The organism is Roseibium sp. AWQ4_254 (assembly GCF_056161025.1).
This window is the reverse complement of sequence record NZ_JBSWYH010000009.1, coordinates 1-13,285: the sequence shown is the minus strand read 5'-3', so window position 1 is coordinate 13,285 and position 13,285 is coordinate 1. Positions and strand designations below refer to the sequence as shown.

Annotated in this window: 9 protein-coding genes; 7 read left to right on the top strand and 2 right to left on the bottom strand. The window is 59.8% G+C overall.

What is annotated here, in order from left to right; genetic code table 11:
- Positions 1-92 precede the first annotated feature (92 nt).
- Positions 93-848 carry a glutamine amidotransferase gene (locus tag ACXAIC_RS08490; protein ID WP_475175788.1) on the top strand — a complete coding sequence of 252 codons (756 nt, stop codon included), beginning with the start codon at positions 93-95 and terminating at the stop codon, positions 846-848.
- A 25-nt stretch (positions 849-873) separates the two neighbouring features.
- Here ACXAIC_RS08490 and ACXAIC_RS08485 read toward each other — a convergent pair whose 3' ends face one another.
- Together ACXAIC_RS08485 and pyc are read right to left on the bottom strand one after the other, a co-directional pair.
- Entirely contained in the window at positions 874-2,322 is a 1,449-nt protein-coding gene (locus ACXAIC_RS08485; protein ID WP_475175784.1) for a DUF6880 family protein, read from the bottom strand.
- An 18-nt stretch (positions 2,323-2,340) separates the two neighbouring features.
- The gene (gene pyc / locus ACXAIC_RS08480; protein WP_475175779.1) at positions 2,341-5,781 is read right to left on the bottom strand and encodes a pyruvate carboxylase; all 3,441 of its coding nucleotides are present in this window, start codon (positions 5,779-5,781) and stop codon (positions 2,341-2,343) included.
- Positions 5,782-5,924: 143 nt separating this feature from the next.
- Here pyc and ACXAIC_RS08475 point away from each other — a divergent pair, with 143 nt between their 5' ends.
- The 6 genes from ACXAIC_RS08475 (at position 5,925) to ACXAIC_RS08450 (ending at position 12,998) form a co-directional block, all read left to right on the top strand.
- Entirely contained in the window at positions 5,925-6,134 is a 210-nt protein-coding gene (locus ACXAIC_RS08475) for a hypothetical protein (RefSeq protein ID WP_475175775.1), read from the top strand.
- Positions 6,135-6,676: 542 nt separating this feature from the next.
- A complete protein-coding gene (locus ACXAIC_RS08470; protein ID WP_475175772.1) occupies positions 6,677-9,859 on the top strand; it encodes a helicase-related protein in 3,183 nt (1,060 codons plus the stop codon).
- Positions 9,860-9,894: 35 nt separating this feature from the next.
- Entirely contained in the window at positions 9,895-10,260 is a 366-nt protein-coding gene (locus ACXAIC_RS08465) for an RNA-binding S4 domain-containing protein (RefSeq protein ID WP_475176405.1), read from the top strand.
- A 224-nt stretch (positions 10,261-10,484) separates the two neighbouring features.
- Positions 10,485-10,817 (top strand): ferredoxin FdxA, encoded by a 333-nt coding sequence (gene fdxA / locus ACXAIC_RS08460; RefSeq protein ID WP_475175767.1) that lies wholly within the window; start codon positions 10,485-10,487, stop codon positions 10,815-10,817.
- Positions 10,818-11,272: 455 nt separating this feature from the next.
- Entirely contained in the window at positions 11,273-11,863 is a 591-nt protein-coding gene (locus ACXAIC_RS08455; RefSeq protein WP_475175763.1) for a CarD family transcriptional regulator, read from the top strand.
- Positions 11,864-12,134: 271 nt separating this feature from the next.
- Positions 12,135-12,998, top strand: a complete 864-nt coding sequence (locus ACXAIC_RS08450) for an RNA polymerase factor sigma-32 (RefSeq protein ID WP_475175759.1) — start codon at positions 12,135-12,137, stop codon at positions 12,996-12,998.
- Positions 12,999-13,285 lie beyond the last annotated feature (287 nt).

Genomic DNA, 13,285 nt, shown 5'->3' with positions numbered 1-13,285 from the left:
GTCCGGACAACATCCTCTTTTTGAACTGGTTTCCGAAAAAAGACAGGGCGCCCGGGCTCGCTTTTTCAAAGCGCGTCCCTCATATTTACCCCATGAGATTGCAGTCCGTTTCAATTGATATCCGCCCGAAAGTCCTGATTGTGCTCCATCAGGAGACCTCGTCTCCCGGCCGCGTCGGTCAGGAGCTGATCAAGCGCGGCTTTACCCTGGACATCCGCAAACCCCGTTTCGGCGATGCCCTGCCGGACACGATGGCAGACCATGCGGGCGCGGTGATTTTCGGCGGGCCGATGAGCGCCAACGATCCGGATGGCTTTGTTCAAAAGGAAATCGACTGGATCAAGGTGCCTCTTCGGGAAGAAAAACCGTTTCTCGGCATTTGCCTCGGGGCCCAGATGATGGTCAAGCATTTGGGCGGCACGGTAGCCGGTCATCGCGACCAGCTGGTGGAAATCGGGTATTATCCCTTGCTGCCGACAGAGGCCGGCAAAGCGCTGATGGACTGGCCCCAGAAGGTCTATCAATGGCACCGGGAAGGATTTGACTGTCCAGCCGGGGCAGAGCTTCTGGCCGGCGGGCCAACCTACCCCAACCAGGCGCTCCGGGCCGGCCCGGCAGCCTTTGGCATCCAGTTCCACCCGGAGCTGACCCACAAGATGATGGTCAAATGGACCACCAAAGCCGCCCCACGCATGGAATTACCAGGCGCCCAGCGCCGCCGGGACCATTTCGCCGGCCGTTTCGTCTATGACCCGGCCGTCAAAAAGTGGCTCGATGCCTTTTTGGACCTTTGGATCGGAACGGCCGCATCCCCCATCCGCCACACGCAGCTGAAGGCGGCGGAGTAATAGCCAAAAGTATCTTCAGGAACTGCTATTCCAGTTTCGACCAAAACCCATGCTTGCGGCCATGCTTCTTTTTCAAGCCAGCCCGGAAAGAGACATGGGTCTCCCCCCCTTTCACGGCGGCAGCCTCCGGATCCGACTGTGCGGCCAGATCGTCCAGCTTCAGGAGATACCCTGCAGCATGGCCATAGGCTTTTGACCGCCCGCTGTCCAAAACGTCGTTTATCAACGTACGGTAAAGAAGGGCGGCAGCCAGGGGGAAGTCCTCTTCAAGCGCCTCTGCCGCAAAGGGCAACAATTGGTACTGCCTGCCATCCCAGCCATCCCGATTGGCAATCACCAGCCGGGCAGCAAGATCCAGTTTCGGCCATTCCAGGCAAAAGTGAAGCGCCCGGTGAATGGTCCCGGAGGCCAGAACATGGTCAAATGCGCGATCAAGCGCGTCAAATTCATCAAAGTCCGGCAGAGCGTTCACATAGTCACGCAAACAGTCAGCCTCCAGCGTTTCCTCAAAATACGACCAGCGCAGCGACTGGGCCGCGTCCCCTTGCCCCAGCGCGTTGAGGATCTCCGCTTCAAGCGTCATTTTACGGATCGAGGCAGTTTCGCGGGCAGGCAAGTTATCAGCAAGATCTGCAAAGGAAGAGTATTTTAGTCCACCCGTTTTTTCCCTTCTCACCCATTCGAGAGCTTCCTCTGCGCGGCTGGCATTCAGCAAATGCTGCGCAATTCCAAGGATGTCTTGAGTGTTCGGGGACTTGGTCTCCTCAAGGGCGATCATGGTATCCAGATCACTTTGCTGTAACGCGATCATCTGCCGGATATCCCGGTATTGCGACGCAATTGAAAAATAGAAACGGCCCTTGGACGTCCCCTCTGCGGCTTCCTGTTTCTTCTGAAGCTTCGCCAGAACCTGCTCCCACGAAGCCAGGACATCCTCAGGCAAATGCTCAACGGCCATCTCAGCCACCATGGGAAGATAACCATGGCTGCTTGTTCCAAGCGCTGCCATGATCTTGTCCGGCAGGAGCGTTATTTCCTGCGGTGTCAGCCTCCCTGTTAACGTGCCTATGTTTTCAATGGCCTGTTCGTAGACATCCTGAATTTTGCCGCCGGAATCATCCACGCGGCAAAAAACCTCTTCATGGGTCGCAACGAACCGCAAGAGGCGGTCAACCCCCATCATGGGAGCCGCGTTGCCCAACTCTCCGTACGCGACCTCCACTGTTGCAGCAAGATCGTCCCGAAAGCCGCGCGCTTTGTCCCAGTCGATAAAACTGCGTGCCTTTTCCAGCGCAGTCAATCGGCGGTCAACAATCTTTGCAACAGCTTCCGGTCCTTTGTCCGCAGCAAGAGCTGCGGACACTTTCTTCCGGAAGGGAGCATTGTTTCCGCTTTCGCTCAGAACCAGTTCAGCAAGTTTCTTCGCACCAAGTTTTGTTAAGCTTTCGAGTGAGATAGCTGCTTTTCGAGCCATATTTCCACAAAATCCCGTTCAGCTTTCGAACACCACAAGCAGATCTTTGGCATCGATCTGGGTGCCCGGGGCCACCAGCACTTCCTTGACCGTGCCGTCCCGCTCCGCATGAAGCGCAGTTTCCATCTTCATGGCCTCGATCGAGACCAGCACGTCGCCAGCCGTGACCTCCTGACCGGCCGCAACCGCGACGGTGGAGATGACGCCCGGCATCGGTGCCCCCACATGGGCGGCATTGCCGTCTTCCGCCTTGCGCATGGCGGCGGCCCCGGTGGCCCCGTGGGCCCGGTCCGGCACCTTGACAATGCGCGGCTGGCCGTTCAGTTCGAAAAAGACTTTCTTCTCTCCCTTTTCATCTGTCTCCCCGAACGCCTGGCAGCGCACGACCAGGGTCTTGCCAGGCTCCAAATCCACCAGAATCTCGTCTCCCGGTTCCAGGCCGTAGAAATAGACCGGGGTCGGCAGAACCGAGGTCGGCCCATATTGCTGCTGGGCTTTTTCGAAATCGGTGAAGACCTTCGGATACATCAGATAGGCGGCCAGATCCGTATCATCGATCTCCCGGCCAGCGGCGCTCGACGCGTCTATGCGCTCCGCCTCCAGATCCGCCTCTTCCAGAAGCGAGCCCGGGCGCACGGTGATCGGCGTTTCCCCTTTCAAAACCTTCTTTTGCAGTGCCTGCGGCCATCCTCCCGGTGACTGGCCCAGATCCCCGTGGAGCATCTTCACCACGCTGTCCGGAAAGGCCACATCCTTGTCCGGGCTTTCAACCTCTTCCAAGGTCAGCCCCTGGCTCACCATCATGAGAGCCATATCGCCCACCACCTTGGAGGACGGGGTAACCTTGACGATATCCCCGAACATCCGGTTGGCATCCGCATAGGCCTGGGCCACCTCGTGCCAGCGGGTCTCAAGGCCAAGCGAGCGGGCCTGCTCCTTCAAATTGGTGAACTGGCCGCCGGGCATTTCATGCAAGTAGACTTCCGAGGCCCCGAACCTGAGATCGCTTTCAAAAGCCCGGTACTGGGTGCGCACCGCCTCCCAATAAAAGGAAATCTGACGGATCGTTTTCGCCTCCAGCCCCGTGTCCCGGTCACTGCCCCGGAGCGCTTCCACGATCGACCCGAGACAGGGCTGGGACGTAAGCCCTGAAAGGGCATCCATGGCCGCGTCCACCGCGTCAGCCCCGGCATCGACAGCCGCCAGCACCGTTGCCGCCGAAATACCGGACGTGTCATGGGTGTGAAAATGGATCGGCAGGCCAGTTTCCTCTTTCAAGGTGCGGATCAGGACCCTGGCCGCTTCCGGCTTCAACAGGCCGGCCATGTCCTTCAGGCCCAGAATATGCGCCCCGGCCGCCTCCAGCTCGCGGGCCAGGCCGACATAATATTTCAGGTCATATTTCGGCCGCGCGCTGTCCAGCAAATCCCCGGTGTAGCACAGCACACCTTCACACAGTTTGCCCGCTTCCTGGACCGCATCCATGGAAACGCGCATATTCTCGACCCAGTTGAGGCAGTCGAACACCCGGAACAGGTCAATGCCATTATCGGCGGCCTGTTTGACAAAGAACCGGACCACATTGTCCGGATAGTTGGTATATCCAACCCCGTTGGACCCGCGCAGCAGCATCTGCAACAGGATGTTGGGTGCTTTCTGTCGGATCTGATGCAGCCGCTCCCAGGGGCTTTCGGTAAGGAAGCGCATGGCAACATCAAACGTTGCCCCGCCCCAGCATTCCAGGGAAAAAAGCTGGGGCAGCCCGGCCGCATAGGCCTCGGCAATGGCCACGATATCGTGGGTGCGCATACGGGTTGCCAGCAGCGACTGGTGCGCATCGCGCATCGTCGTGTCGGTGACAAGGGCCCGTTGCTGCGCCTTCATCCAGTCCGCAAAACCCTTGGGGCCAAGATCGTCCAGCAGCTGGCGGGTGCCCGCCGGCCTGTTGTCGCCAAAATCCGGCACAACCGGCGCCGCCGCATCCTTGGGCGGACGCACCCGGCTTTTGGTTTCCGGATGGCCGTTCACCGACACATCGGCGATATAGGTCAAAAGCTTGGTCGCCCGGTCCTGGCGCCTTGTCTGCTCGAACAGGGCCGGAGTTTCGTCAATGAAACGGGTGGTGTAATTGTTGGCCCGGAAATCAGGGTGACCGATGATGTTTTCCAAAAACACCAGATTGGTGGCCACCCCCCGGATCCGGAATTCACGCAAGGCCCGGTCCATGCGCTTGCGCGCATCTTCCGCCGTCGGCGCCCAGGCAGTGACCTTTTCCAGCAGCGGATCGTAAAAGCGGGTGATCACCGCCCCTGAATAGGCGGTGCCGCCGTCAAGGCGGATGCCGAAGCCGGTCGCGCCCCGGTAGGCGGTAATGCGGCCATAGTCCGGAATGAAATTCTGTTCCGGATCTTCCGTAGTGATCCGGCACTGCATGGCATGGCCGTTCAGGCAGATGTCCGCTTGCGGCGGCACGCCACTTTCCGCCGTTCCGATCTTCGCCCCGTCGGCAATATGGATCTGCGCCTGGACAATATCGATCCCGGTGACCTCTTCGGTGACCGTATGCTCCACCTGCACCCGTGGATTGACCTCGATGAAATAGACGGACCCGGTGTCCGCATCCATCAGGAACTCAACGGTTCCGGCCCCGCGATAGTTCACCGCCCGGCCGATCTTCAGGCCATAGCCGCACAGCTCTTCCCGTTTTGCCGCATCCAGATAGGGAGCGGGCGCCCGCTCGACCACTTTCTGGTGGCGGCGCTGAATGGAACAGTCACGCTCGAACAGATGCACGACGGTGTCACCGTCCCCCAGGATCTGCACCTCCACATGGCGGGCGCGCTGGACCAGCTTTTCAAGATAGATCTCGTCCTTGCCGAAAGCAGCCTTGGCCTCCCGCTTGGCGGCAACAACTTCCTTTTCCAGCGTGGCTTCGTCAGGAATGACCCGCATGCCGCGCCCGCCGCCGCCCCAGGAGGCTTTCAGCATGACCGGGTAGCCGATCTCCAGCGCCTGGCGCTTGATCTCGCTCAGATCATCTGGCAGCGGGTCCGTTGCCGGCATGACCGGCACACCGGCCTCAATGGCCAGATTACGCGCTGCCACCTTGTTGCCGAGGCGGCGCATCGTTTCCGATTTCGGACCAATGAAGGTGATACCTGCCTGCTCGCAGGCATCAACGAATTCGGGGCTTTCCGACAACAGGCCATAGCCGGGATGAATGGCATCGGCGCCAGCATGTTTGGCAACCCGGATAATCTCGTCAATGGACAGATAGGCCTCGATCGGGCCAAGGCCCTTGCCGACCTGATAGGCTTCGTCCGCCTTGAACCGGTGCAGGGCCAGCTTGTCCTGTTCTGCATAGATCGCGACGGTTTTGAGCCCCAGTTCATTGGCTGCCCGGAACACCCGGATCGCAATTTCAGACCGGTTCGCAACGAGAATCTTGGTAATCGCCAAACGCCTTCTCCTCCCAAAGTTACGCCTAAGCACATTTGAACCCGGCCAGATTTCTACTGTGCTCTCAAGCTCTTGAAAAGGGCTGGACGGGCAAGCGCCCCAAAAGGCAGGCCAGAACGCCACCCACACACCTGAACAACATATTGAAAGAAAAAGGGAAAATCCCCAGTGCCGCGCAAGAAGCGCTGCCGCCAAAAAAGGTGCAGTGCAGCATTTTTGATCCCGCACAATGCCCTGCCGACCGTGAAACGCCCGGCCCGGCACCCATGGCCGCAAAACCGGGCTTGCCTTTTTGCATAAAACAGGAAACGCCCAAAGCAGGAACGAAAAGCCCGCTGACCTTAGAAACGTAAACAGACCGCTTCATTTTGAAACGGAAACGGGCATTTTACGGCCTGCAACACAGATTATGATTTTTTCGCCCGATTTTCATAGGTCTTTCAAACAGCGCACCTACCAGATCTTGTTGTAACAAACCCAAAACAGAGAAAAATCAGCGATTCGTCCGGGTTTCGTTCACCCTGTGTCCGTTCGTAAACACCTGCGCGGACCCGGCAGGACCACGGCTTCACACAAGATTAACCCTTGACAGGATTTTGCCTCCGGACGCAGCTGTTTCTGCCGAGCGACTCAAATCCTTGACGAGATTCAGGATTTCGTGGCGTAGATCAGACAAATCACTATATTTCGTAGGGAACAAATCCTGAATCACAAAGAGTCCGCGATTCGGTTTCGGTTTGTTCCAGACTCGTTCTCCACAGAAAAACACCCCATATCTGTCCGGCGAAAATTCGCCCAAAAGAAAGGGCGACACGCCGGTGCGGCCTGTGCTAGATACGCCGCACTAGATATAGGCGCTGCGCCCGAAGAAAGCCGACCGTAACCAATCAGTTCCATGCCTCGTCCCCAAACGTTGCCGCTGCCGCCGTCCGCCAGATCACGCACCGTGACTGCAGTTCTCGGCCCGACCAATACCGGCAAGACCCATCTGGCCATTGAGCGCATGCTTGCACAGCCCTCCGGGCTGATCGGCCTGCCCTTGCGTTTGCTCGCAAGAGAAGTCTATGGCCGCATCGTGGAGCGTGCGGGCACGGAGGCGGTGGCTCTTGTGACCGGCGAAGAAAAGATCGTGCCGAAGGCGCCCCGCTTCTGGGTGTCAACCGTCGAAGCCATGCCGCTGGATCTCAACACCGAGTTCGTGGCCATCGACGAAGTGCAGCTGGCCGGAAACCTGGACCGCGGCCATGTCTTCACCGAACGCATCTTGAACCTGCGCGGCCGCGCCGAAACGCTGCTTCTGGGGGCCGCGACCGCACGCCCGCTTCTGGAAAAGCTGCTGCCGGGCCTCAATGTCATCACCCGACCGCGCATGTCCATTCTCGAATATGCAGGCGCGCGCAAGGTGTCGCGCATGCCGTCCCGCTCGGCCGTGGTCGCCTTTTCCGCCGGAGAAGTCTATTCGATTGCCGAGCTTTTGCGCCGCCAGCGCGGCGGCGCCGCCGTTGTTCTCGGCTCCTTGAGCCCGCGCACCCGCAACGCCCAGGTGGAGTTGTTCCAAAACGGGGATGTGGACCACCTGGTGGCGACGGATGCCATTGGCATGGGGCTCAATCTGGATGTCCATCACATCGCCTTTGCAGGCAACCGCAAATATGACGGCTACCAGTACCGCCAGCTGACCCCTTCCGAAATGGGCCAGATCGCCGGACGCGCCGGGCGCCACACCCAGGACGGCACATTCGGGGTGACCGGCCGGGTCGAGCCGCTGGCTGACGAACTGGTCGAACAGATCGAAAGCCACCGGTTCGACAGTCTGAAAGTGCTGCAATGGCGCAACAGTTCGCTAGACTTCTCCTCTGCTGCACGCCTGCGGGCCAGCCTGGACGTTGTCCCGCGCGAGGAGGGCCTTGCGCGGGCCCCGACCGGCGACGACATTACGGCACTTGAACATCTGTTACGGGATTCCGTAATATCCGGGCTGGCAAGGGGCGAAAATGCAATTGAATTGTTATGGGACGTGTGTCAGGTCCCGGACTATCGGAAGATCGCTCCGGCAAACCACGCAGAGTTGCTGAGCACCATCTACACGCATCTGATGCAGGACAATCGTATCGCGGATGACTGGTTCACCCGTCAATTGGCCTTCGCAGACCGCACGGATGGTGATATCGACACTCTCGCAAACCGGATTGCCCATATCCGGACCTGGACATACGTCGCCAATCGCCCTGACTGGCTGGCCGATCCGGCCCATTGGCAGGGGGAAACCCGCGACATTGAAGACAGATTATCGGACGCCCTGCACGAACGCTTGACACAGCGTTTCGTTGACCGGCGGACAAGTGTATTGATGCGACGTTTGAGAGAGAACGCAATGCTGGAAGCAGAAATTACATCGAGTGGCGATGTGCTCGTGGAAGGTCAGCACATCGGGAACCTGCTTGGCTTCCGGTTTGCCCCTGATGCCGGGGCCGAAGGCCCGGACGGCAAGACCGTGCGCGCTGCCGCCCAGAAAGCCCTGACAACGGAAATCGAGACCCGTGCCGACAAGCTGGGCAAATCCGAGAACAGCGATTTCGTGCTGACCTCGGAAGCCGCCATCCGCTGGCGCGGCGAACCGGTGGCCAAGCTGGTGGCAGGAGAAGATGTGCTGGCACCGACGGCGCTTCTTCTAGCGGACGAGCATCTGACCGGCCCGGCCCGCGACACGGTGCAGGCCCGCATCGACCTGTGGGTCAAAGCGCAGATCGAAACCCTTTTAAAGCCGCTTGCGGATCTGAAGGCCGGTGAAGGGCTGGAAGGTCTGGCGCGGGGCATTGCCTTCCGTATCGTGGAAGGGCTCGGCATTCTGGAACGCCAGGAAGCAGCCGATGAAATCCGCCAGCTGGATCAGGACATGCGCGCCTCCCTGCGCAAGCACGGCGTACGCTTCGGTGCCTATACCGTATTTGTCCCCGCGCTCTTGAAACCGGCCCCGAGCCAGCTTCTCGCCCAGCTCTGGGCGCTGAAAAACGGCTCGCTTGACATGGCCGGCATGTCCGAACTGCCGCAACTGTCCGCCTCCGGCCGCACGTCCATTCCCGTCGATGAAAGCATCGACAAGTCCCTTTACAAAGTGGTCGGCTTCCGGGTCTGCGGCCCTAGAGCCGTGCGTGTCGACATTCTGGAACGTCTGGCGGATCTGATCCGGCCGCTGATTGCCTGGAAACCACTGGATGCGGAGGTGAGCCCACCGGACGGCGCCATCGCACAAGGCGGCGGCTTTACCGTCACAGTCGCCATGACCTCGCTTCTGGGCTGCGCGGGAGAAGACTTCTCTGCCGTCCTGAAATCCCTCGGCTACCGGCTGGAGACCAAAGAAATCCAGCGCCCTGCCGCGGCCAAGCCCGAAGCTGCAGACAAAACTGCAGCGCTGGCAGACGCCTCTGGGGCAGACACTGCTGCGCCTGAGGCCGCTGCGGCCGATCCCGCCGGGACGGAAGCAGGGACTGAAACAGCCCCGGCCGCACGGGCTGAAGCCGCGCCTGAAGACACGCTTGCTGAGGAACCGGACGCCGCCGCTAACGAGACCGCCCCCCCGGCAGAGGCTGCCGCTTCAGAAACCCCGGCGACCGATCCAGCCACGGCCACGGATGAGAACACTGCCGCTGCCGCCATTTCGCAGACGTCTCAGGACACCTCATCACAGGAGGGCGGCGCGGCCCAGCCCACAGACACGGCGGACGCCGCTGCAGACAGCGCAGACGCGCCCGAGCTTGAGACCGTTACCCTTGAAATCTGGCGTCCGGGCCGGCACGACCGGCGCCCGCGCGGCCGCCAGGACCAGCGCCGCGGCGACAACCGCAAGGGCCAGGGCCACAAGGGCGGACCGCGCGGCGAAGGCGAAAAACGCCAAGGCAAAGGTGGCGGCAAGGGGGGACAGAACCGAAGCCGGAGCGGCCAGCAGGGCGGCAACCGTTCCTTTGACGGCGGCAACCGGCGCAACACTCCACCGAAAGACAAGCCCATCGATCCGAATTCGCCCTTTGCAGCGCTGATGGCCCTGAAGGCGGATATGGACAACAAGGACAAGACGTAATCCCCGGAGAGCGCACACAAGAGGATGGCCCGGGGCTGCGGGTCGACAAGTGGCTCTGGTACGCCAGGGTCACCAAGTCCCGCTCCCTGGCCCAGAAACTGGCAACCTCGGGCCATGTGCGCATCAACAAGGACAAGATCTCCTCGGCCAGCAAGATCGTGCGGTTGGGAGATGTCCTGACCATTGGCCTGGAGCGCCGGGTTCTGGTGTTGAAAATCGCCGCCCTCGGCACACGGCGCGGCCCCTTTGCAGAAGCGCGCACCTTATACGAGGACCTCTCACCGCCGCCGCCACCCAGGGAGACCCGGCCACCGCCCGCGCCGGGCCAGCGGGAGGCAGGATCCGGCCGCCCCACAAAGCGGGAGCGGCGCAAGATGGACGCCTTCCGTAACGACACGTGAGGCAAAATCCTGCCGGATGCCGGAAAACAGAATAACTTTCTCTTTTCGGTCAAAAATCCGTCAACCTGTGCGCTTGCGCGTGTCAGCCAAAAACGATACCCAACACCGATCAGAGATTTTTCAGTGCGCAGCGCAGCACGGCGCCGCACACCAACGACCTGCCGGACGAGCCTTCGGATTGTCAGAACCGGACGCGTTCGCACCGGCCCGCAGCGAGGATACCGATGACCTACGTCGTCACAGACAACTGCATCAAGTGCAAATATACCGACTGTGTTGAAGTCTGCCCGGTGGACTGTTTCTACGAGGGCGAGAACTTCCTCGTCATCAATCCGGACGAATGCATTGACTGCGGCGTGTGTGAACCCGAATGCCCGGCGGAAGCGATTCTTCCCGACACCGAACCCGGTCTTGAAAAGTGGATCGAGGTGAATGCAGAATATTCCGAGAAGTGGCCGAACATAACCGAGAAGAAAGATCCGATGCCCGAGGCAGAGGAATTCGACGGCAAGAAAAACAAGTTCGAACAGTTCTTTTCGCCGAATCCACCGTCCTGATTCGGCACAGCCCTGAACATGCGACAGTGCGCCGCGGCCGGATCCCGGCCCGTGGCCGTTTGGATTCAGACATAAGAATCAAAGAATTGTAAAGGCGATCATGCGGCCGTTTCGCGGTGTTTGCGCAGCGCGAAAGGGTAACCCTTTAATTTTCCACAAAACTATGCTACGTATTAGAGATTAGTCACCAACCACGAGATCAACCCCCGCAATGGAGTTACACAACGTGTTCCGGTTTCTTGAGATCCCGGATGCGTCGACTCCCGGCACCTCACTTGAATGACCAAGGTTCTATCGTGGAAATCGTCGACTGACCAGCCCCGACACGCCGCATATCAACAGGCGTTCCTTCCATGGACCGCCGGGCGGTTTCGTGTCGCATAAGACAAGGCGGCCTCTTGAGGCCCAAGACAGGTCCGAATGGACCGGCAAACTGCGCAGGAGAGAATACGAGTATGGCAACGAACACCAAAAAGACCGCGCAGCGTCAAGGTTTTAAAACCGGCGAGTACATCGTTTATCCGGCCCATGGCGTCGGCCAGATTACCGCTATTGAAGAGCAGAACGTTGCGGGTCACTCTTTGGAGTTGCTCGTCATCGTTTTTGAGCAGGACAAGATGACCCTCCGCGTGCCTGTGGCGAAAATCGCCTCCGTCGGCATGCGCAAACTCGGCGACCCGGCTGCGGTCAAGAAGGCATTGGAAACCGTTCGCGGCCGTCCGCGGGTGAAACGCACCATGTGGAGCCGCCGGGCCCAGGAATATGAAGCAAAGATCAATTCCGGTGACCTGATTGCGATTTCTGAAGTCGTCCGCGACCTCTATCGCTCTGAGAGCCAGCCGGAACAGTCCTATTCCGAGCGTCAGCTTTATGAAGCAGCCCTCGACCGGATGGCCCGCGAAATCGCTGCGGTGAACAAATGTTCCGAAACCGAAGCGGTCAAGCAGATCGAGCAGAACCTTGCCAAGTCTCCGAGCCGGGCCAAGGCCGCTGCAGAAGCGGAAGCTGCAGCAGAAGAGGACGAGGACAAAGAAGAAGCCGCCTGATCCGGGGGCATCCGCAGCGTCCTGCTGCGCCCCGCATCCTGGAGGCGGAACCGCCCCTCGCATAGTCCATGGGCCCGTTCGCAAGACGGGCCCATTTTGTTTGCCCTGCGTCCCTTGCATGGCTGTTTCTGCCAAGGGGCTCCGCCCGGTTTTGCCAGACCTCGCGCGTCAATCACAAAGAAGTGCAAAAAAACAACGCCCTGACGTCAGTGAAGTGATCTAACCTGCACTTCGATACGTAGTTTCCCGATATCACATCGGAGCGTCAGTCATGTCGGCAAGTGAAAAACGGCAATTGGTTCAGGCGGCAATGAAAGCACCCTACCTCACGCGTGAGGAGGAGCAGGCGCTTGCGATCCGATGGCGGGACAACCGGGATAAGAAGGCGCTGGAGAAACTGTCCCTGTCGCACATGCGACTGGTCATTGCCGTTGCCTCCCGCTTCCGCAATTTCGGCCTGTCCCTCGGTGACCTCATTCAGGAAGGCCATGTGGGCCTGCTGGAAGCAGCTGCCCGGTTTGAGCCGGCCCGGGAGGTGCGCTTTTCCACCTATGCGACGTGGTGGATCCGCGCTTCCATTCAGGATTACATCCTGCGCAACTGGTCAATTGTGCGCGGCGGAACGTCTTCGTCACAGAAGGCACTTTTTTTCAACCTGCGCCGCCTGCGCGCCAAATTGTCCAGTAACCAGACACCGCTGACCGACAGCGAGCTGCATCAGAAGATCGCCGATGCCATAGGCGTCAAGCAGTCCGATGTGGCCCTGATGAATGCGCGCCTGTCCGGTCCGGACACGTCACTCAACGCGCCGGTGACTGATAGCGAAGGCTCCAGCGCCGACCGGCAGGATTTCCTCGTGTCCGATGCGCCCCTGCCGGATGAAGTCGTCACCGGCAGTATTGACGCGGAGCGGCGCCGGAAATGGCTGTGGACGGCCTTAAAAGTTTTGAGCGAGCGGGAGCTGCGCATTGTCAAAGAACGGCGCCTGTCCGAAGACGGCGCTACCTTGGAATCCCTGGGCGAAAAGCTCGGTATCTCCAAGGAGCGGGTGCGGCAGATTGAAAGCCGCGCCATGGAAAAGCTGAAATCCGCCCTTCTGGCGGCCCAGCCGGATCAAACGGCCTACCGGATCTGAGGGATCACAGGCTCTGAAGAGTCCTCACGCGAACCACACAAAGGCCCCGGGCGGAGATGCCCGGGCCTTAAGCGCGTTTGGAGGACCGGAGGTGCGGGTGAGGCTTATACATAGCGTAATTCCGGCGGCCACTCTCCTGAGCCTATGATGCGGGGTCGTAGCACACGCCCCAAGAGGCATAAAAGGAGAGTGACCATGTCAGAGTATGTTGGATTTGATGTTTCGAAGGAAGAGACTTCGTTCTGTGTGAAGGACCGGGATGGGAAGGTCGTTGGTCGTGGCAAGGT

Coding starts and splice junctions, on each gene's coding strand:
- ACXAIC_RS08470 (WP_475175772.1), top strand. CDS start 6,677: ATGCCTCGTCCCCAAACGTTGCCGCTGCCGCCGTCCGCCAGATCACGC.
- ACXAIC_RS08490 (WP_475175788.1), top strand. CDS start 93: ATGAGATTGCAGTCCGTTTCAATTGATATCCGCCCGAAAGTCCTGATT.
- ACXAIC_RS08450 (WP_475175759.1), top strand. CDS start 12,135: ATGTCGGCAAGTGAAAAACGGCAATTGGTTCAGGCGGCAATGAAAGCA.
- ACXAIC_RS08455 (WP_475175763.1), top strand. CDS start 11,273: ATGGCAACGAACACCAAAAAGACCGCGCAGCGTCAAGGTTTTAAAACC.
- fdxA (WP_475175767.1), top strand. CDS start 10,485: ATGACCTACGTCGTCACAGACAACTGCATCAAGTGCAAATATACCGAC.
- ACXAIC_RS08485 (WP_475175784.1), bottom strand. CDS start 2,322: ATGGCTCGAAAAGCAGCTATCTCACTCGAAAGCTTAACAAAACTTGGT.